11 protein-coding genes and 1 tRNA gene are annotated in these 17,113 nt (G+C 74.2%); 6 read left to right on the top strand and 6 right to left on the bottom strand.

Annotation, left to right across the window (positions count from 1 at the left end):
• Positions 1-14: 14 nt before the first annotated feature.
• Positions 15-89, top strand: a tRNA-Val gene (locus tag AC5JJ1_RS18150).
• Positions 90-281: 192 nt separating this feature from the next.
• Complete coding sequence (locus tag AC5JJ1_RS18145; RefSeq protein WP_495786511.1) at positions 282-2,642, top strand: ATP-binding protein; 2,361 nt, start codon at positions 282-284, stop codon at positions 2,640-2,642.
• A gap of 3 nt (positions 2,643-2,645) precedes the next feature.
• Here AC5JJ1_RS18145 and AC5JJ1_RS18140 read toward each other — a convergent pair whose 3' ends face one another.
• Positions 2,646-3,596 (bottom strand): hypothetical protein, encoded by a 951-nt coding sequence (locus tag AC5JJ1_RS18140; RefSeq protein ID WP_495786510.1) that lies wholly within the window; start codon positions 3,594-3,596, stop codon positions 2,646-2,648.
• A gap of 395 nt (positions 3,597-3,991) precedes the next feature.
• Here AC5JJ1_RS18140 and AC5JJ1_RS18135 point away from each other — a divergent pair, with 395 nt between their 5' ends.
• The gene (locus tag AC5JJ1_RS18135; RefSeq protein ID WP_495786509.1) at positions 3,992-4,321 is read left to right on the top strand and encodes a hypothetical protein; all 330 of its coding nucleotides are present in this window, start codon (positions 3,992-3,994) and stop codon (positions 4,319-4,321) included.
• Positions 4,322-4,449: 128 nt separating this feature from the next.
• On the opposite strand, the gene AC5JJ1_RS18130 is transcribed toward AC5JJ1_RS18135, so the two are convergent.
• The 5 genes from AC5JJ1_RS18130 to AC5JJ1_RS18110 all read right to left on the bottom strand — a co-directional run bounded on the left by AC5JJ1_RS18130 (position 4,450) and on the right by AC5JJ1_RS18110 (position 14,405).
• Positions 4,450-5,778 carry a cytosine deaminase gene (locus tag AC5JJ1_RS18130; protein WP_495786508.1) on the bottom strand — a complete coding sequence of 443 codons (1,329 nt, stop codon included), beginning with the start codon at positions 5,776-5,778 and terminating at the stop codon, positions 4,450-4,452.
• Positions 5,778-6,308 carry an EF-hand domain-containing protein gene (locus AC5JJ1_RS18125; protein ID WP_495786507.1) on the bottom strand — a complete coding sequence of 177 codons (531 nt, stop codon included), beginning with the start codon at positions 6,306-6,308 and terminating at the stop codon, positions 5,778-5,780. The genes AC5JJ1_RS18130 and AC5JJ1_RS18125 overlap by 1 nt, the downstream gene beginning before the upstream one ends.
• 85 nt (positions 6,309-6,393) lie before the next feature.
• Entirely contained in the window at positions 6,394-7,794 is a 1,401-nt protein-coding gene (locus AC5JJ1_RS18120) for a M20/M25/M40 family metallo-hydrolase (RefSeq protein ID WP_495786506.1), read from the bottom strand.
• A gap of 127 nt (positions 7,795-7,921) precedes the next feature.
• Positions 7,922-10,762: an AsmA family protein gene (locus tag AC5JJ1_RS18115; RefSeq protein ID WP_495786505.1), complete on the bottom strand. Its 2,841-nt coding sequence runs from the start codon at positions 10,760-10,762 to the stop codon at positions 7,922-7,924.
• Positions 10,763-10,784: 22 nt separating this feature from the next.
• Positions 10,785-14,405 (bottom strand): hydantoinase B/oxoprolinase family protein, encoded by a 3,621-nt coding sequence (locus AC5JJ1_RS18110; protein WP_495786504.1) that lies wholly within the window; start codon positions 14,403-14,405, stop codon positions 10,785-10,787.
• Positions 14,406-14,504: 99 nt separating this feature from the next.
• On the opposite strand from AC5JJ1_RS18110, the gene AC5JJ1_RS18105 reads away from it, so the two are divergent.
• From AC5JJ1_RS18105 to AC5JJ1_RS18095, 3 genes are all read left to right on the top strand, one after another.
• Positions 14,505-15,014, top strand: a complete 510-nt coding sequence (locus AC5JJ1_RS18105) for a winged helix DNA-binding protein (protein ID WP_495786503.1) — start codon at positions 14,505-14,507, stop codon at positions 15,012-15,014.
• Between the two features lie 579 nt (positions 15,015-15,593).
• Complete coding sequence (locus AC5JJ1_RS18100) at positions 15,594-16,394, top strand: TerB family tellurite resistance protein (protein WP_495786533.1); 801 nt, start codon at positions 15,594-15,596, stop codon at positions 16,392-16,394.
• Positions 16,395-16,441: 47 nt separating this feature from the next.
• Complete coding sequence (locus AC5JJ1_RS18095; protein WP_495786502.1) at positions 16,442-17,083, top strand: N-acetylmuramoyl-L-alanine amidase; 642 nt, start codon at positions 16,442-16,444, stop codon at positions 17,081-17,083.
• Positions 17,084-17,113: the final 30 nt, after the last annotated feature.

Raw genomic sequence — 17,113 nt, 5'->3', positions numbered from 1 at the left:
CTCCCGAGCGGAGCGGGTGCGTAGCTCAGCGGTAGAGCATTGCCTTCACACGGCAAGGGTCACAGGTTCAATCCCTGTCGCACCCACCACCGCCCGCGGATGACCCCATCCATCCGTCGCTGGTCCATGAATCTGGTGCGCCACCACAACAATCTGTGTAGTCTCGGCCGACCATCGGGCAGGACGGGAGCAAGCGGCATGGTGATCGCGCGGATGCCGGTTCCGCATCCGGCGAGGCCGGGCCGGGGCGTGCCGCCGCACCCCCCCGGGCCGGGGCCGGCATGAGGCTTTCCAACCGCATCCTCCTGGTCATCGCCATCTGCCTGCTGCCGACCATCGCCCTCCAGCTCGCCTTCGGCTGGTCGCAATGGGCCCAGCGCAAGGCGCAGCTCGACACCATCGCCATCCGCCAGGCGGAGCTGCTGGCCGGCACCGCCTCCGGCATCGCCGAGGGGGCGCGGATCCTGCTTGGCGCCGCGGCCGAGTACCGCCAGGTCCGCACCTTCGGCGGGGACTGCAACGCGCGGCTCTCGGCGCTCCGGCAATATGCCTTCGGCTACGCCTTCATCGCCCTGCTCGACGAGGCGGGGCAGGTGCGCTGCTCCTCCGATCCGACGCTGCTCGACATGGCGGAGCCGCCGGCCTGGGCGGCGGAGGCGCGGGCGGCGCGGAACTTCACCGCCGGGCACTTCACCCGCCTGCCGCAGATCCCGGGCGGGGTGCTGCCCTTCTTCCTGCCGACCGCGGCCGGGCCCGACGACGCCTCCCCGGCGGTGCTGGTCGCGGCGCTCGACCTCGACTGGCTGGCCCGCAGCCTCACCGGGCTGAAGCAGAGCGGCGCCGCGCTGCTGACCAATGGCGTGCTCACCATCGCCGATGCGGGTGGCCGGATCCTGGCGCGCGACCTGCGGCACGAGGAGTTCGTCGGCGCCCTCTTTCCGCCCGCCGCGCAGTCGCTGCTCGCGGCGACGCGGCCGGGGACGCTGCGCCTGCGCAGCCTGGACGGGACCTTCCGCCTGGTCGGCTACGTGCCGCCGACGCCGGCGAGTCACAACCTCGCCGCCGTCGTCGGCTTTGCCGAGCCGGAGCTGATGGCGGACCTGAAGCAGAGCCTGATGCGCGGCGCGCTGCTGATGGCGGCCGTGGTGGCCGCCGTCTTCCTGCTGACGCGGGTGGTGGCGCGGCGCTTCATCGAGGCGCCGACGCGGGCGCTGCTCGCCGTCGCGCATCGCTGGGGCCAGGGGGAGCTGACGGCGCGGGCGCCGGAGCGCGACCGGCATTCCGAGTTCGGCCAGATCGCCGCGGGCTGGAACGCCATGGCGGCACAGCTGCAGCGGCGCGAGGAGGAGATGCGCCACCATGCCGATGCGCTCGAGCTCCGGGTCGAGGAGCGGACGCGGGAGCTGCGCCGCAGCAACGACCGGCTCAGTGCCGAGATCGAGGAGCGGCGCCAGGCCGAGGCGGCGCTGCTGCAGGCGCAGAAGGTGCAGGCGGTCGGCCAGCTCGCCGGCGGCATCGCGCACGACTTCAACAACGTGCTGCAGGCGGTCCTCGGCGGCACCGGCCTGATCCGCCGCCGGGCCGGGGACGCGGCCGCGATCGTCCGCCTCACCGACATGGTGGAGGAGGCCGCGCGCCGCGGCGAAGCGGTGACGCGGCGGCTGCTCGCCTTCTCCCGGCGGGAGGAGCTGCGGGCGGTGCCGATCGAGCCCGGCCGGCTGCTCGGCGACCTGCGGGAGGTGCTGGCGGCGACGCTCGGCGGGCGGATCCGCGTGGCGGCGCAGGTGGTGCCCGACCTGCCGCTGGTGCTGGCCGACCGCAGCCAGTTCGAGACGGTGCTGCTCAACCTCGCCACCAATGCGCGCGACGCGATGCCGGATGGCGGGCTGCTGACGCTGCGCGCCGAGACCTGCGCCGTCGGGCCTGGAAGCGGGATCGACGGGCTGGCGCCGGGCGACTACGTGCGCCTCGTCGTTGAGGATACCGGCAAGGGGATGGACAGGGCCACCCTCGCCCATGCCGTCGAGCCCTTCTTCACCACAAAGCCGCTCGGGCAGGGCACCGGGCTCGGCCTCGCCATGGCGAACAGCTTCGCCCAGGGCTCGGGCGGGGCGCTGGCGATCGAGAGCGAGCCGGGATGCGGCACGCGGGTCTCGCTCTGGCTGCCGGTGACGCAGGCGGATGCGGTGATCGAGCCGGTGGAGATGGCCGGTGGGCGCCACGGCCCCTCCCCCGCTCCGGCCGGCCGGCCGCCTCGGGTGCTGCTGGTGGATGACGAGCCGCTGGTGCGCCGCATGCTCGCCGGCGAGCTGGCCGATGCGGGCTACGAGGTGGTGGAGGCGGCGGACGGGGCGCTGGCGCTCGGCCTGCTGTCGCGGGGCGAGTCCTTCGCGCTGCTCGTGAGCGACCTGGCGATGCCGGGGATCGACGGCGTCGGCCTGATCCGCGAGGCGCAGGAGCGCCAGCCCGGCCTGCCAGCCATCCTGGTGACGGGCTATGCCGGGGATGCGGCCAACCTGGCGGTCGGCGCCGTGGTCGGCGGCCCCTTCGCCCTGATGCGGAAGCCGGTCTCCGGGGCGCGGCTGCTGGACCAGGTCGCGGCGCTGCTGGCCGCGGCGCGGCAGCCGGCCCGGGTCGGCTGAGCGCTACCGCAGCGAGGCGCAGCCCTGGCGGACATGCGCCATCTCCTGCGCGGTGAGGCTGGCGCCCTGCTGGAACCGGAAGACGGCCTCGCTGCAACGGCGGTCGATCGGCAGCGGCAGGCGGGCGGGGCGGCGGGCGGCGGCGACCGGATGCGCCTCGGGCGCCGGGGGGGCGGCTTCCGCCAGCTCGGCGGGGCGGGGCTCGGGCGCCGCCGCGGGGAGGATGGCGGCGGCCACCGCCGTGGGGGGCGGCTCCACCGCCGCCTGTCGCGGCGCGGGGTCGGGCGGCGGGCTTTCGACCTCGGCGACGACGCCGAAGCCGGTGCCCTGGCCGGGCCGCGAGGCGACGGGCTCGGCCGGCATCAGCAGCGCGGTGATGAAGCCGAGGCCGAAGAGGCCGAGCGCCCCGCAGCCGAGCAACCCGGCCCGCAGGAGGCGCGCGGCCGGCGGCGCCATCCGGGGGCGCCAGGCGCCGGCCGGGGCGGGTTCGGGCAGCGGGCCGTCCAGCGCCTCCCAGGTCACGCTGGCCTGCAGGGTCCGGCGCAGCACGCCGACCCAGCGGCCGCGATCGGCAATGGTCAGCACCTGGTCATAGGCGAAGGCGTCCTCGATCCGGGCGCGGAGGCCGCCCAGCTCCTCGCGCGTCACCTCGCACTGGATGACCGGCAGGTAGCCGCGGCAGTGCGAGGAGAAGTCGACGGCGTTCAGCAGGCGGCGGAGATGCGCCTCGGCCTGCGGCGTGCGGATGGGCAGCAGGTCGACCAGGGCGACCCCGATCTCGGCATGCGCCAGGACGAAGCAGCCGCCGCCCGTCGTGCCATGAGCGGCTTGGCTGGCCTCGCCGGCGCGGCAGCGGCCGATCAGCGCCCAGTCGGGCGGCAGCACGGCCTCGAAGGCGGGCTGGAAGTCGAGCAGCTTGGGCGGCATCGCCGCGGAGCCGTCCGTCGCGGGCAAGGCGGCGCCTTCGGCCGGTCCTTCTGGGCGCACAGCAACCTCTCAGCATGGGCCGGGCAGCCCTTGCGGCCCGCCCGGACTGTTTCTGTAGGGGCGGCGAAGGCGGCCCGGAAGCCGGAAACCCTGTCGTCGCCAAAGCGTGTAGCGGGGCCGCGGCCCGGCCGGAGGTTTGGTGTCGGAGCGCCGCCCGGTCAAGCATTCGGCAGCCCGCGGGGCCCCCGGCGCGGTCCGGTCCGGCCTTATGGCGCGCGGTTGATGAGTCACGCCCGTCCTTATGGGAAAAGACCCCTTGCCGGAGGGTGGCAATCTTCGCCATGGTCCGGGGCATGAGGGCAGCAACCCGATCCCGGACGGCGATCCACTGGCGATGCGCCCTTCTCAATACATGCGCGATATTGGGCGCGCTTTATACCGTGGTGCGCGAGGGCTGGGACCTCAACGCCGACGGGATGCTGAGCCTGCAGGAGCTGGCGCTGATCTTCGTCCGGCTGATGGCCTTTCCGGTGCATGTGCTGATGAAGGTGATGCCGGCCCCGGTGCTCGGATTGTTCGGCCTGCCGCCGGATGCGCACTGGCCCTCCTCCGCCCTGGTCGCGGTGCTGCTGAGCCTGCCGCTCTGGGGCATCTTCGTCATCGGCGGGCTGATGGTGGAGGCCTGGCTGGAGCTGTCGGCCGAGGGCTCGCGCAAGGGCGGCGGGCCGGTGCAGGGGATGCCGCGGGTCTAGTGTTCCCTCCGCGCGGCTCGTGGGCAGGCCCGCAGGCGGCGCCGGCGTCCTGCGGCGATCCGCCCTAGCGTGTTGCCTGGTCAGGCAAGTAGCTCCGATCAGGTGTTTCAGCCTGATCGAAGCCTGCCTCAGCCCTGCATCCCGTCCAGCTCGCGCCAGTCGGGCAGCGCCGCCTCCAGCAGCCGCCCGCCGCGGAGGAGGATGCGGTCCGATTGCGGGCGGCTCAGCCATTCCGACCAGGACCGGGCGCGGAAGAGGATGAGGTCCGCCGGATCGCCCTCGCGGAGCAGGCCGGCCTCCGCCAGGCGCATGACCGAGGCGGGCGTCGCGGTCGCGGCGCGGGGCCAGTCGGCCACCGGATGGTCGAGATGGAGGATGCGCGTGGCCTCGCGGTAGACCTCCACCATGTCGAGGTCGCCATAGGCGAGGAACGGGTCGCGCGTGTTGTCGGAGGCGACCGAGACAGGGATGCCGGCGGCCCGCATCTCATGCACCAGCGTCACCCCGCGCCAGCGCGGCGTGCGGCCGGGGGCGCGGTCCTGCAGGTAGAGGTTGCACATCGGCAGGACGATGACGGCGAGGCCGGCCTCGGCGCAGAGGCGGAGGGTCTCCCGCACATGCGTCTCGGGCTGCAGGGCGAGCGAGCAGCAATGGCCGCACTGGATGCGGTGGGGGAAGCGGCGGCGCAGCGCGGTGGCCGCGATCTCGCGCAGCGCCCGGGCGCCGGCCTCGCCGCTCTCGTCGACATGCAGGTCGAGGTCGAGGCCGCGGGCCTCGGCGAGGGCGAAGAAGGCGTCGAGCCGGGGCTGGAAATCGGTCGGCAGCGGGTCGGCGATGCCGCCCGCAAGGCGCGTCACCATGCCGAGCGCGCCGCCCTCGGCGGCGACCAGGTCGGCGAGCGCCCTGCCTTGCTCGCCGTCGAAGTCTTCCAGCGGGGCGATGGAGCTGGCCTGGAGGGCGATGCGGCCGGCCCAGGTCTCGCGCAGCCGGCGGAAGACGCGCCAGGAGGCGGGGGTTTCCAGATGGGTGCGGATGGCAACCGTGCCATGCGCCTCGGCGCAACGGAGGCCGAAGGCGAAGCGGGCCTCGATCCCGGCCTCGGTCCAGCAGGCGCGGTCGGCGGCGGCCGCGGCGAGGGCGCCGGGGAAGTCGCCGCCGGGGTTGGGGCTGCGCGGCCAGATCTGGCCCTTGTCGAGATGGGTGTGCCCGTCGACCAGGCCGGGCCAGACCTGGCCGCCCTCGAGGCTCGGCCCGGCGGGGGCGGTGCCGAGGGGGGCGAGGCCGGCGATGCGGCCATGGCTGATGCGGAGGTCGAGGCGCACCAGCCCTTCGGCATCGGCGGGTGAGGGAGAGGCGGGGAGCAGCGCCGCGGCTGCGCAAGCATCGCGCAGCCAGAGGTCGGGGCCGGCAGCGGCGAGGTCCTGGCGCAGGCGCGCCGTCGCCCTGCCCCCTTCCATCAGCGTGCCGGCGGCGGGGCGTCCGGCCGGCCGTGATGCGGGCCGCCGTGATGCTGGCCGTGGTGGCGCGGGCGGGCGGGCAGTTCGTCGAGGGTGATGCCGTTGTCGCCATTGGCATCGGCGGCGCGGAAGCGGGCCTCGGCCATGGGGCGGATCTCGTCGAGCGTCACACGGCCGTCGCGGTTGGCATCCGCGGCGCGGAACATCATCGCCACCATGCGTGCCTGCATAGGGCCGATCTCGGGCGGCGGCGGGGGCGGGTTGCCGCCCGGGGCTGGCGGCGGCATCAGGCGGGCGGTGGTCGCCTCCTCCAGCACCAGGGCGCCGTCCTTGTTGCGGTCGGCCTCGGCGAAGCGGGCCTGGAGAAAGGACCAGCCCTCCTCCTGGGTGATGCGGCCGTCGCCATTGGCGTCGAGGCGGGCGAACATGCCGGCGGGGCCGCGGGCGGGCGGCGGGGCGGGCTGGGCGAGGGCCGGCAGGGCGACGGCGGCCAGCGCGGTCCCGAGCAGTGCCGAACGGATCGTCCTCATGGGTACTCCTTCAGGCCATAGGTGGCTCGGGGGAGCTTCGCCGGGGCATGTAACCCGCGCATGACGCCTTTGGTTAGGAAGAGTTTCATTTGCGGCTGGGCGTGCCATCCTCGCCCAGGTCCCACCACAATCCGGCGAAGGCGAGTAGGCCCTCGCGCGCCGGGGCGATCAGCAGGTGCTCGTCCGGGCCGTGCTGCTTGCAGCCATTGTAGCTGTGCGGCACCCAGACCAGCGGCACGCCGAGATGGTCGACGAAGACGTCGCCCGGCAGACCGCCCGAGCTGTTGGGGATGATCTGCACGGACTTGCCGAGGCTGCGCTCCATGCTCGCCTGCGCCCAGCGGACCCAGGGGTGGTCGGGGGCGGTGCGGCTCGCGGCCATGCGGATGCCGGCATTCTCGATCCGCACCTGCTCCAGCCCATGGGCGTCGAGATGGTGGCGGAGCGCGGCCTCGAAGCCGGCGGTGTCGGAATCGACGGTGTAGCGGATCTGGCAATGGGCGCGGGCATCGGGGGCGACGGCGTTCACCGGGTTCTCTGGCCGGCCGCTGATCATCGAGAGGACGATGAGGCTGTTCCAGCCATAGATCTTCTCGGCCGGGGTCAGGTCGGGCTCGCCCCAGCCCTCGTCGACGGTGGCGGCCCCCTCCCCGCCGCCGACCGGGCAGCCGGCGAGCACGCCGCGCACGGCGGCGGGGACGCCGTTGCGGGGCAGCCAGTCGCGCACCAGGATCTTGCCGTTGCGGTCCATGATGGTGGAGAGCGCATGGGCGAGGATGATCGCCGGGTCGGTGGTCAGCCCGCCCCAATGGCCGGAATGCACGCCGCCCTCGCGCAGCTTCACGACGAGATCGAAGTGCCAGGTGCCGCGGGTGCCGGTGGCGATGGTCGGCACGGCGGGATCGACGCGGGGGCCGTCGGAGGCGATCAACGCATCGGCGGCCAGCGCCTCGGCATTTGCCGCGACGAATTCGCGGAGGCCCCGGCTGCCGCGCTCCTCGGCCATCTCGAGGACGAGCTTGACGTTGAAGCCGAGGCGGCCGCCGCGCTCGGCGAGCACCGCCTCCAGCGCGGCGAGGTTGAGGGCGTGCTGGCCCTTGTTGTCGGCGGTGCCGCGGCCGTACCAGCGGCCCTCCTCCTCGGTGAGCGACCAGGGCGCGAGGCCCCGGCGCCACTGGTCCTCGAGGCCGCGGACGGTGTCGCCATGGCCGTAGAGGAGGATGGTGGGGCGTGCCGCATCCTCGATCCGCTCGGCGGAGAGGATGGGGCCGAAGCCGGGCAGCGGGTTGGGGTGGAGGGTGGCGCTGAAGCCCATGCGCTCCAGCCAGGGGCGGATGCCATCAGTCAGGTAGGTCTCGAGCGCCGCCTCGGCGCCCGGCTCCTGCGAGGTGGAGGGGATCTCGACCAGCCGGGCGAGCAGCGCGCGGAAGCCGCCCTCGTCGAAGAAGCGGGCCGCACGGGTCAGGGCGCCGTCACGGGATGGCATGGCAGGTCCTCGACAGGTGTCACAACGCAGTGTGGCTGGGTTGGCGGGTTCCGGACAGACCCCTTTCGGGCAGCCTTGGCGAGGCCCCTTCAAGATCGAAACCGGCACTCGATCAAGGCAGGCCCTGTCAGGGCTGTGCTGCCCGCCAGAGCAGGAAGGGCGCCAGCTCCGGCAGGCGGCGGGGCGCGGCCAGCGGGCCGGTGAGGCGGAGCGCGATCTCCGGCGCCTCGGCGACGGGGCGAGTGGCGAGGCGGAGGTCGAGGGCGAGGCGGGCGAGGTCGATCGTGCCGCCCGCCGTCGCGGCGCCGCCGCCTTCGGTCGTGAGGCCGGCGGACGTCAGGGCAATGCGCCCTTCGGCGAGGCTCGCCTTCGCCTCCAGCCGCTCGAAGGCGGTGGCGCCGCCGCCGGCGAGCGCGGCGCGGAGGGCCTGGTCGGGCGCCGGCGCGGCGGCCGCGGCCTGAAGCGCGGCGAGGTCGGCGCCGATCAGCACCCCGTCACGGACCGTCAGCGCGGCCTGGCCGCCGAGCGTGGCGGTCAGCGCCGCCATGCTGTGGCCGGTGGCGCGGAGGCTGGCCTCGGCCTCCACCCGCCCGGCGCCGAGGTCGAGGGGCAGGTCGAAGAGCGGCTCGCCGATCGCGGCGCCGGCGAGCGCCAGGTCGAGGGCGAGGCGGGGCGGGCTGGCGCCGCCCTCGGCCAGGAGGCTGCCGCGGAGGGTGCCGCCGGCCAGCCGCGCCTGGAGGTTGTCGAGGCGGAGGGTGCCGGCCTCCAGCTTCAGCGCGGTGGAGACGGCTTCGAGCGGGGTCCAGCCGAGGGGTTCCAGCCGGGCGGCCTCGACCGCGAGCTCGGCATCGAGCAGCGAGAGGCGGTCGAGGCCGAGGGGGGGGGCGCCGCGCAGCGCGGGCATCGGCAGGGGCAGGCGCTCGGCGGCGATGCGGCCGGTGAGGCGCGGGCGCGGCCCGGCCAGCGCCAGGGCGAGCTGGCTGCGCAGGCGGAGCGTGCCGGCGACGAGGTCGAGCCGGTCGGCGGCCAGCGCCACCGGCCCGGCCGGGGACCCGCCGAGCTGGCCGGCCAGGGTGGCGATCAGCGAGAAGGACCCCTCCCCCAGCCAGTCCGCCAGGTCGGCGCCGAGCAGCGGGGCGAGCAGGCGCGGGGCGCCGGGATGGCGCAGCGTCAGCGTGCCGGCGGCGCGGCGGGCGCGGGCGTCGAGCGTCGCCGCCGTCTCGATGCGGAGGCTGCCGAGATCGCCCTCGGCCCGGAGCGCGAAGGCCTCGGGCGGCCCGCTGCCGGCGAGGCGGAGGGCGACGGGCTCGGCCAGCAGCGGCGCCCAGCCGGGGGGCAGGAGCGGGCCGAGGACGGTGGCATTGGGGCCGCTCGCCTCCAGCGTCGCGTCGGAGAGCCGGAGCGAGGGGCCGATGCGGGCGGTGCCGGAGGCGGCGAGGTCCAGCTCGCCGAGGCGGAGGGCGAGGCGGCGGAGGACGAGCCGGCCCTCCTCGATCGTGGCGTCGAGAGTGGCGCGCTCGGCGGCGAGCTGGTCCCAGCGCAGGAGGTCGGCGGCGAGGCGGAGGTTGAGGTCGATGCCCCCGAGGCCGGCCGGGTCGGGCAACAGCCCGTCGAGGTCGAGCCGGTCGAGGGTGAGGCCGAGGCCGATCTGCGGCCGCGCCCCGCCGAGGCGGAGCGAGCCGGCGCCGGTGACGCGCGTCTCGTCCACGGTGGCGGCGATGTCGGAGAGGGTGGCCTGGCCGTTCTCGAGGGCGAGGCGGAGGCGGCCCTCTGCGGAGTGCAGGCGCGCGGGGTCGGTACCGGCGAGCGGCAGGCCGAGGGCGGTCAGCGTCTCGCGCAGCGCCCGGCCGGCGAAGCGGAGGGCGAGTTCCATGCGCGGGCCGGCGGTGGCGCCGGCGACCTCCAGCTCCATCTCGCCGGGGAGCAGGGCGGAGACGTCGGAGAGGGTCAGCCGGTCGCCCTCGAGGAAGAAGCCGCCGCGCAGGCGCCGCAGCGGGATGCCGCCGAAGCCGGTCGCCTCGGCCGAGAGGTCGATGCTGACCGGGAGCGGCAGCGCGCGGGTGGTGCCGCGGGTGAGGCGGAGGGCGGCGAACCAGGCCTCCATGTCGAGCCGGCTGGCGGCAAGCGCCACGTCGAGCCGGGGCTCGGGCGCGAGGCGGAGGGTGGCGGCGCCGCGGGCGGGCTGGCCGGCCAGGTCGATGGAAAGGTCGTCGGCGGCGAAGAGGTCGGCCGCGACGGTGAGGCGGCCGGCGGCGCGGAAGGCGACGGGCGGCGCGGGCAGCAGGACCGAGAGGTCGGGGCCGGCGGATTCCATCCGCCCGTCGAAGCCGTCCGGGGCGAGGACGCCGCGGGCGGTCAGCGTCGAGCCGGCCAGGACGAGGGAGAGGTCGAGCGGGGCGACGCCGTCGAAGCCGGCGCGGCCGAGTTGGCCGGCGAAGCGGATGGCATAGCCGCGCCAGGCGAGCGTGCCCTCGGCGGTCAGCGCCTCGGCGGCGGCGCCGGTCTGGAAGCGGGCGTTCAGCGCCTCGAATTGCAGGCCGCCGAGCTTCAGGCGGCAATCCTCGAGCCGGGCATCGAGGGCGGAGAGCCAGGGCGGCGGGCGGAGGCTCGGGAGCGCGATGGGCGGCCAGGGCATGGTGATCTCGCCGCCGACGAGCGCGATCTCGCGCGGCTCCAGCCGGCCGGAGAGCAGGCTGGCGAGGTCGAGGCGGAGGCGCATGGCCCGCGCCGTGATGGCGAGGCCGTCATCGTTGGAGCCGATGGCGACGGCGGCGGCTTCGACGCGCGGCTGGGGCAGCAGGGTGAGGGTGATGCGGCCGCCGAGCGTCACCGGGCGGCCGAGCTGGGTGCTGGCGATGTCGGCCAGGCGCGCGCGGTAGGGCTCCCAGTCCAGCAGGCGGGGGCCGACCCAGAGCGCGGCGCCGAGCAGCGCCAGCAGCGGCAGGAGGATGGCCGTGAGGCGGCGCATCAGCCGGGGGCAGGCGGTGGCCTCAAGCCGCCTTCCCCGCGCTTTGGCCCCAGCCGCCGCCGCCCGGCGTCTCCACCACCAGCGCATCGCCGGCGGCGAGCTCGGCGCTGCCGCTGTTGCCGGGGATCGGCTCGATGCGGCCATCGGCGCGCTCGACCCATTGGCGGCCGGGCTGGCCGTCGGCGCCGCCCGCCATGCCATGCGGGGCGACGTTGCGGCGGGAGGCGACGACGATCGCCTGCATCGGGCGCAGGAAGCGGATGCGCCGCCGGGCGCCGTCGCCGCCGCGCCAACGGCCCGCGCCGCCGGAGCCGCGGCGGATGGCGAATTCCTCGAGCCGGACGGGGTAGCGGAGCTCCAGGATCTCCGGGTCGGTCATGCGGGTGTTGGTCATATGGGTCTGCACCGGGCCCCAGCCGTCGAATCCAGGGCCGGCACCGACGCCGCCGCAGACCGTTTCATAGTACTGATAGAGGTCGTCGCCGAAAATCACGTTGTTCATGGTTGCCTGGGCGGAGGCGCAGGCGCCGAGCGCGGCCAGCAGCGCGTTGCAGGTCATCTGGCTGACCTCCGTATTGCCGGCGACGACGGCGGCGCCGGGCAAGGGCGAGAGGAAGGTGCCGGAGGGGACGAGGATCTCGAGCGGCTTGAGGCAGCCGTCGTTGAGCGGGATGTCCTCGCCGACCAGGGCGCGGAAGCAATAGAGCACGACGGCGCGGCAGACGGCGGCGGGGGCGTTGAAGTTGGACGGGCGCTGCGGGCCGGTGCCGGTGAAGTCGATGACGGCGCGGCGCCCCTCGCGGTCGACGCGGACGGCGACGACGAGGGGCGTGCCGTCATCGGTGGTGGTGCGGAACTCGCCATCCTGCAGGCGGGCGAGGACGCGGCGGACGCTCTCCTCCGCATTGTCCATGACGTGGCGCATATAGGCGCGGACGGTACCCAGCCCCTGCTCGCGGACGGCGCGCTGCAGCTCCTGCACGCCCTTCTCGTTGGCGGCGACCTGCGCCTTGATGTCGGCGACGTTCACGTCCGGGCTGCGCGCCGGGTAGCGCGCCGAGGCGAGGAGGGCACGGAACTCGGCCTCCCGGAAGCGGCCCTGCTCGACCAGCAGGAAGTCGTCGATGACGACGCCCTCCTCCTCCAGCGTGCGGGAGAGCGGGGGCGTGGAGCCGGGCGTCAGGCCGCCGATATCGGCATGGTGGCCGCGGCTGCCGAGGAAGAACAGGATCTCCTGTCCCGCCGCGTCGAAGACGGGGGTGACGACGGTGATGTCCGGCAGGTGGGTGCCGCCGTTATAGGGGTTGTTCAGCGCCACCACGTCGCCCGGGCGGAGCGTCTTGCCGCGCAGGCGGATGACGGTGCAGACGCTCTCGCCCATGGCGCCGAGATGGACGGGGACGTGGGGGGCGTTGGCGACCAGCCCGCCGGTCGCGTCGAAGATGGCGCAGGAGAAGTCGAGCCGCTCCTTGATGTTCACGCTGAGCGAGGTGTTCTGCAGAACGGCGCCGGTCTGCTCGGCGATGGACATGAAGAGGTTGTTGAACAGCTCCAGCATCACCGGGTCGGGGCGGCCGGTGACCTCGGCATGCGTCGCTTCGCGCGGGGTGGTGCGGCGGAGGATGAGGTGGTTGAGCGGGGTGAGTTCGGCGGTCCAGCCGGGCTCGACCACCGTCGTCGCATTGGCCTCGCGGATCAGGGCGGGGCCGGGCAGGCGGTCGCCGGCGAGCAGCGACTCGCGGTCGTAGACGGGAGCGGCGTGCTCGGCGCCGGCGGCGAAGAGGGAGACGGTGTCGAGCGTCCGAATCGCCTCGCCGGGGGAGCGGGTGGCGAGCTTCGCCTCCTCGACGGATTCGCCGGCGGCGGTGACCTCGGCGATGCAGGCTTCGACGACGACCTGCCGCTCGGGCGTGGCGAAGCCGAAGCGGGCGCGATGGGCGGCGGTAAAGGCTTCGACCAGCGCGGCATGCTCGCCGAAGGGGACGGGGAGGAAGCTGTCGGTGCCGGCATAGCGCAGGTGCAGGCGGCGGGCTGCGGCGATGCGGTCGGCCTCGGCGCCCTGGCGCAGCAGTTCGGCGCGGCCTTCCTCGGCGAGGCGGTCGAGGGTGCTGGCGAGGCTCGTCATCGAATCGGGCGTGAGCGGGGCCTCGACGGCGGCCTCGCGGATCACCGTCTGGTCGGCGAGGCCCATGCCATAGGCGGATAGCACGCCGGCGAAGGGGTGGATGAAGACGGTCTCCATGCCGAGCTCGTCGGCGACGAGGCAGGCATGCTGGCCGCCGGCGCCGCCGAAGCATTGCAGCGCGTGGCGGGTGACGTCATGGCCCTTCTGGATGGAGACCTGCTTGATGGCGTTCGCCATGTTGGCGACGGCAACGCGGAGGAAGCCTTCCGCGACGGCGCGGGGCTCCGGCGCCTCGCCGGTCGCGGCGCCGATCTCGGCGGCGAGGGCGGCGAATTTCTCCCGCACCACATCGGCGTCGAGCGGCTGGTCGGCGTTCGGGCCGAAGATCGGCGGGAAATGCTGCGGCTGGATCTTGCCGACCATGACATTGGCGTCGGTCACGGTGAGCGGGCCGCCGCGGCGGTAGCAGGCGGGGCCGGGCACGGCGCCGGCGCTCTCCGGCCCGACGCGGTAGCGGGCGCCGTCGAAGGCGAGGATGGAGCCGCCGCCGGCGGCGACCGTGTTGATTGCCATCATCGGCGCGCGCATCCGCACGCCGGCGACCAGCGTCTCGAAGGCGCGCTCGAACTCGCCGGCATAGAGGGCGACGTCGGTGGAGGTGCCGCCCATGTCGAAGCCGATGATGCGGTCGAGGCCGGCCATGCCGGCGGTGCGCGCGGCACCGACGATGCCGCCGGCAGGGCCGGAGAGGATGGCATCCTTGCCCTGGAAATGGCCGGCTTCGGCAAGGCCGCCGTTGGACTGCATGAAGTAGAGTCGCACGCCCGGCAACTCGCCCGAGACCTGCTCGACATAGCGGCGGAGGATGGGGGAAAGGTAGGCATCCACCACCGTCGTGTCGCCGCGGGGGACGATGCGCGGGAGCGGGCTGGCCTGGTGGCTAAGCGAGACCTGCGGGAAGCCGACCTCGCGCGCGATCTCGCCGAGGCGGAGCTCGTGCTGCGGATGCGCCCAGGCATGCATCAGCACGATGGCGACGGCGCGGATGCCCTCGGCATGGGCGGCGTCGAGCGCGGCGCGGGCGGCGGCCTCGTCGAGCGGCTCCAGCTCCTCGCCCGAGACGGCGATGCGGCCGCCGATCTCGGCGACGCGCTCATGCAGCAGATCGGGCAGCCGCACGGCGAGGTCGAAGAGGCGGGGACGGGCCTGGTTGCCGATGCGGAGCATGTCGGCGAAGCCGCGGTTCACCAGCAGCAGCACGCGCTCGCCCTTGCGCTCGAGCAGCGCGTTGGTGGCGACGGTGGTGCCCATCTTCACCGCCTCGATCACCCCAGGCGGGATCGGCGCATCCGGGGCGGTGCCGAGGATCTGGCGGATGCCGGCGACGGCGGCGTCGCGGTAGCGGCCGGGATTCTCGGACAGCAGCTTCGCCGTGGTGAGGCGGCCAGAGGGGTCGCGGGCGACGATGTCGGTGAAGGTGCCGCCGCGATCGATCCAGAACTGCCAGCCCGCGTCCATGATCGCCTCCGTTCGCGCCGTGATGGCGCCCCCTCGCCCGCCGCGCAAGGCCGCCGCCGCCTCGTTGACAATTTATCGATATTTTGTCAATGTTCGGTCATGGCCGAGCCCAGCCCTGTCGTCTCCTCCGCCCACCTCGCCGCCGGCGCCTCGCCCGGCCTGTCGGAGGCGGAGTATGGGCTGATCCTCGCAGGCCACGCCTTCCAGCGCTGGATGGTGCTCTGCGCGGCGGCGGCGGGGGCGCCGGGACTGTCGCCAGTCGAGGTGCTGATCCTGCATACGGTACACCACCGCGGGAGGGCCAAGCGGCAGGCGGAGATCCTGCTCGCGCTCGGCATCGAGGATGCGCATATCGGCACCTATGCCATCCGCAAGCTCGAGGGCGCCGGCCTGGTGACGACCGGCCGCCAGGGCAAGGAGAAGCTGGTGGCGGCGACGCCGGAGGGCGCTGCCCTCTGCGCGCGCTATGCCGAGGTCAGGGAGCGGCTGCTGGCGGGGGCGGTGCGGGAGAATGGGCCGCCGGGCGCGGCGCTCACCGAGGCGGCGCGGCTGCTGAGGGCGCTGTCGGGCTTCTACGACCAGGCCTCGCGGGCGGCGGCGACGCTGTAGCGTGGCGCGCCAGGGCGGAACCTGGCGCCGAGCTCGCAGATCGCCACGGCATCCGCCTCGTGGAGGTTCGCCTGCTCGACGCGAAGGGGATGATGGGGGCGGCGCCTTGCGCCAGGGCGGTGCCCGGCAAATCCTGGCAGATAAAATCCCCGGCCCGATGCCGCTCAACACTCTCGATATCGCGAGCAATCGGTGCGGCTGGCTGCGCCGCCACGACAGTCCCCGAGTCGGGCGAATCAATATTGATTGCCATTCGTCTAGTCTTCGCCATGAACAAACCTTGCGACTCGTGTCGCCGGGGCCATTCGATGCTTTGGCAATCGGGCGGGCCGGGGGGCGGAGATGCATACCTCTGGTTGTGACCGGCGCCGTATCAGCGATGCCGGTCTGTCACGACGCGGGCGGCATCGGCGGGGGCGAATCGGGCGCCTGTGCCTCGCGGGCAAAGGCTGGGGCGGCTGCGGGCGGCGGTCAACCTTTCGCGCCAGGCGGGGCCAACCCATCTTGCGGCGGTGCGGGGCCTCTCCCCCGTCCGCCCCGGCATGGTAAGGCTGGGGCGAGAGCAATGGGGTGCGGCGCTTGACCCTCTGGGGCAAGATCATCGGCGGCGTGACGGGCTTCATGACAGGCGGGCCGCTCGGCGCCGTGGTCGGGGCCGCGCTCGGACATGCGGCGGACCAGGGCGGGCGGGGCGCCAGCAGCCCCTTCGGGGCCCTGTTCGGGCGCTCCGCGGTGCGGCAGGCGGCCGATGCGGCGGCGCTGCTCGGCAGCAAGGAGCAGCTCTTCGCCATCACCGTCGTCGTGCTCGCCGCCAAGCTTGCCAAATGCGACGGGCCGGTGAAGCGCGAGGAGATCGACGCCTTCAAGCGGCTGTTCCGCATCCCGCCCGAGAACCTGCGGGAGGTGGCGGCGCTCTTCGACCAGGCGCGGGACAGCAGCGACCCGCCCGAGCCCTTCGCCGAGAAGCTCGGGGAGAGCTTCGCCGACAACAAGGGGATGTTGGAGGACGTGCTCGGCGCGCTGTTCCAGATCGCCCGGGCGGATGGGCCGCTGACCAAGGCGGAGCTGGCCTTCCTGCAGGGCGCGCAGCGCGGGTTCGGGCTGGATGCGGTCGCCTGGGAGCGGGCGCGGGACGGGCAGAGCTCGCGTGCCGCGGGAAGTGCGGCGCCGAGCGGGCCGGACCCCTACACCATCCTCGGCGTGCCGCGGGATGCCCCGGACGATGCGGTGCGCCAGGCCTGGCGGCGGCTGATGCGGGAGAACCATCCGGACAGCCTGGCCTCACGCGGCGTGCCGGCGGAGTTCGTGAAGCGGGCGACGGAGAAGGTCGCCGAGATCAACGCCGCCTGGGACCGGGTGAAGCGGGAGCGGAAGCTCTGAGGGTCCTGGATGCGCCGAGCCCGAACCAGGACGACCGCCCGGCCGGGATGCCGATCGACATCCTGCTGCTCCACTATACGGGGATGCCGAGCGGGCCAGCGGCGATCGGGCGGCTCCGGGACCCGGCGGCGAAGGTCTCCTCGCACTATGTGGTCGAGGAGGACGGCACCGTGTTCCGCCTGGTACCGGAAGGGCGGCGGGCCTGGCATGCCGGCGTCTCGCACTGGCGCGGGCGGCAGGGGCTGAACGACCGCAGCATCGGCATCGAGATCGTCAATCCGGGGCATGAATGGGGCTACCGCCCCTTCCATGCCCTGCAGATGGCGGCCGTCTGCGACCTCTGCCTCGGGATCCTGGCGCGGCATCCGGTCGCGCCTTGGGATGTGGTCGGGCACAGCGACGTGGCGCCTGACCGCAAGCAGGACCCGGGGGAGCTCTTCGACTGGGAGGGGCTGGCGGCCAACGGCGTTGGGCTCTGGCCCGCGGCTGCACCGCCCGCAGCGGCAGAGGCGGAAGCGGGGGCGTTGCTGGCGGCGATCGGCTACCGGCGCGACCTGCCGCTGCCCCTGCTGCTCACCGCCTTCCAGCGGCGCTGGCGGCCGGAGCGGGTGGACGGCATGGCCGATGCCGGCTGCCTGGCGCGGCTGGCGGCGGTTGCCGCGATGATTCCGTCTGCGGAAGCCGGTTGACGCGGGGCTGACCGGGGGCGCATGACGCCG

It is taken from the genome of Belnapia sp. (assembly GCF_059504005.1).
The sequence above is the reverse complement of the archived record's forward strand: the minus strand, read 5'-3'. Positions and strand labels throughout refer to the sequence as shown.

What these genes read in the sequence shown, in the direction of transcription:
- AC5JJ1_RS18145 (WP_495786511.1), top strand. Translation starts at nt 282, where the DNA reads ATGAGGCTTTCCAACCGCATCCTCCTGGTCATCGCCATCTGCCTGCTG.
- AC5JJ1_RS18130 (WP_495786508.1), bottom strand. Translation starts at nt 5,778, where the DNA reads ATGGAAGGGGGCAGGGCGACGGCGCGCCTGCGCCAGGACCTCGCCGCT.
- AC5JJ1_RS18125 (WP_495786507.1), bottom strand. Translation starts at nt 6,308, where the DNA reads ATGAGGACGATCCGTTCGGCACTGCTCGGGACCGCGCTGGCCGCCGTC.
- AC5JJ1_RS18120 (WP_495786506.1), bottom strand. Translation starts at nt 7,794, where the DNA reads ATGCCATCCCGTGACGGCGCCCTGACCCGTGCGGCCCGCTTCTTCGAC.
- AC5JJ1_RS18115 (WP_495786505.1), bottom strand. Translation starts at nt 10,762, where the DNA reads ATGCGCCGCCTCACGGCCATCCTCCTGCCGCTGCTGGCGCTGCTCGGC.
- AC5JJ1_RS18110 (WP_495786504.1), bottom strand. Translation starts at nt 14,405, where the DNA reads ATGGACGCGGGCTGGCAGTTCTGGATCGATCGCGGCGGCACCTTCACC.
- AC5JJ1_RS18105 (WP_495786503.1), top strand. Translation starts at nt 14,505, where the DNA reads ATGGCCGAGCCCAGCCCTGTCGTCTCCTCCGCCCACCTCGCCGCCGGC.
- AC5JJ1_RS18095 (WP_495786502.1), top strand. Translation starts at nt 16,442, where the DNA reads ATGCCGATCGACATCCTGCTGCTCCACTATACGGGGATGCCGAGCGGG.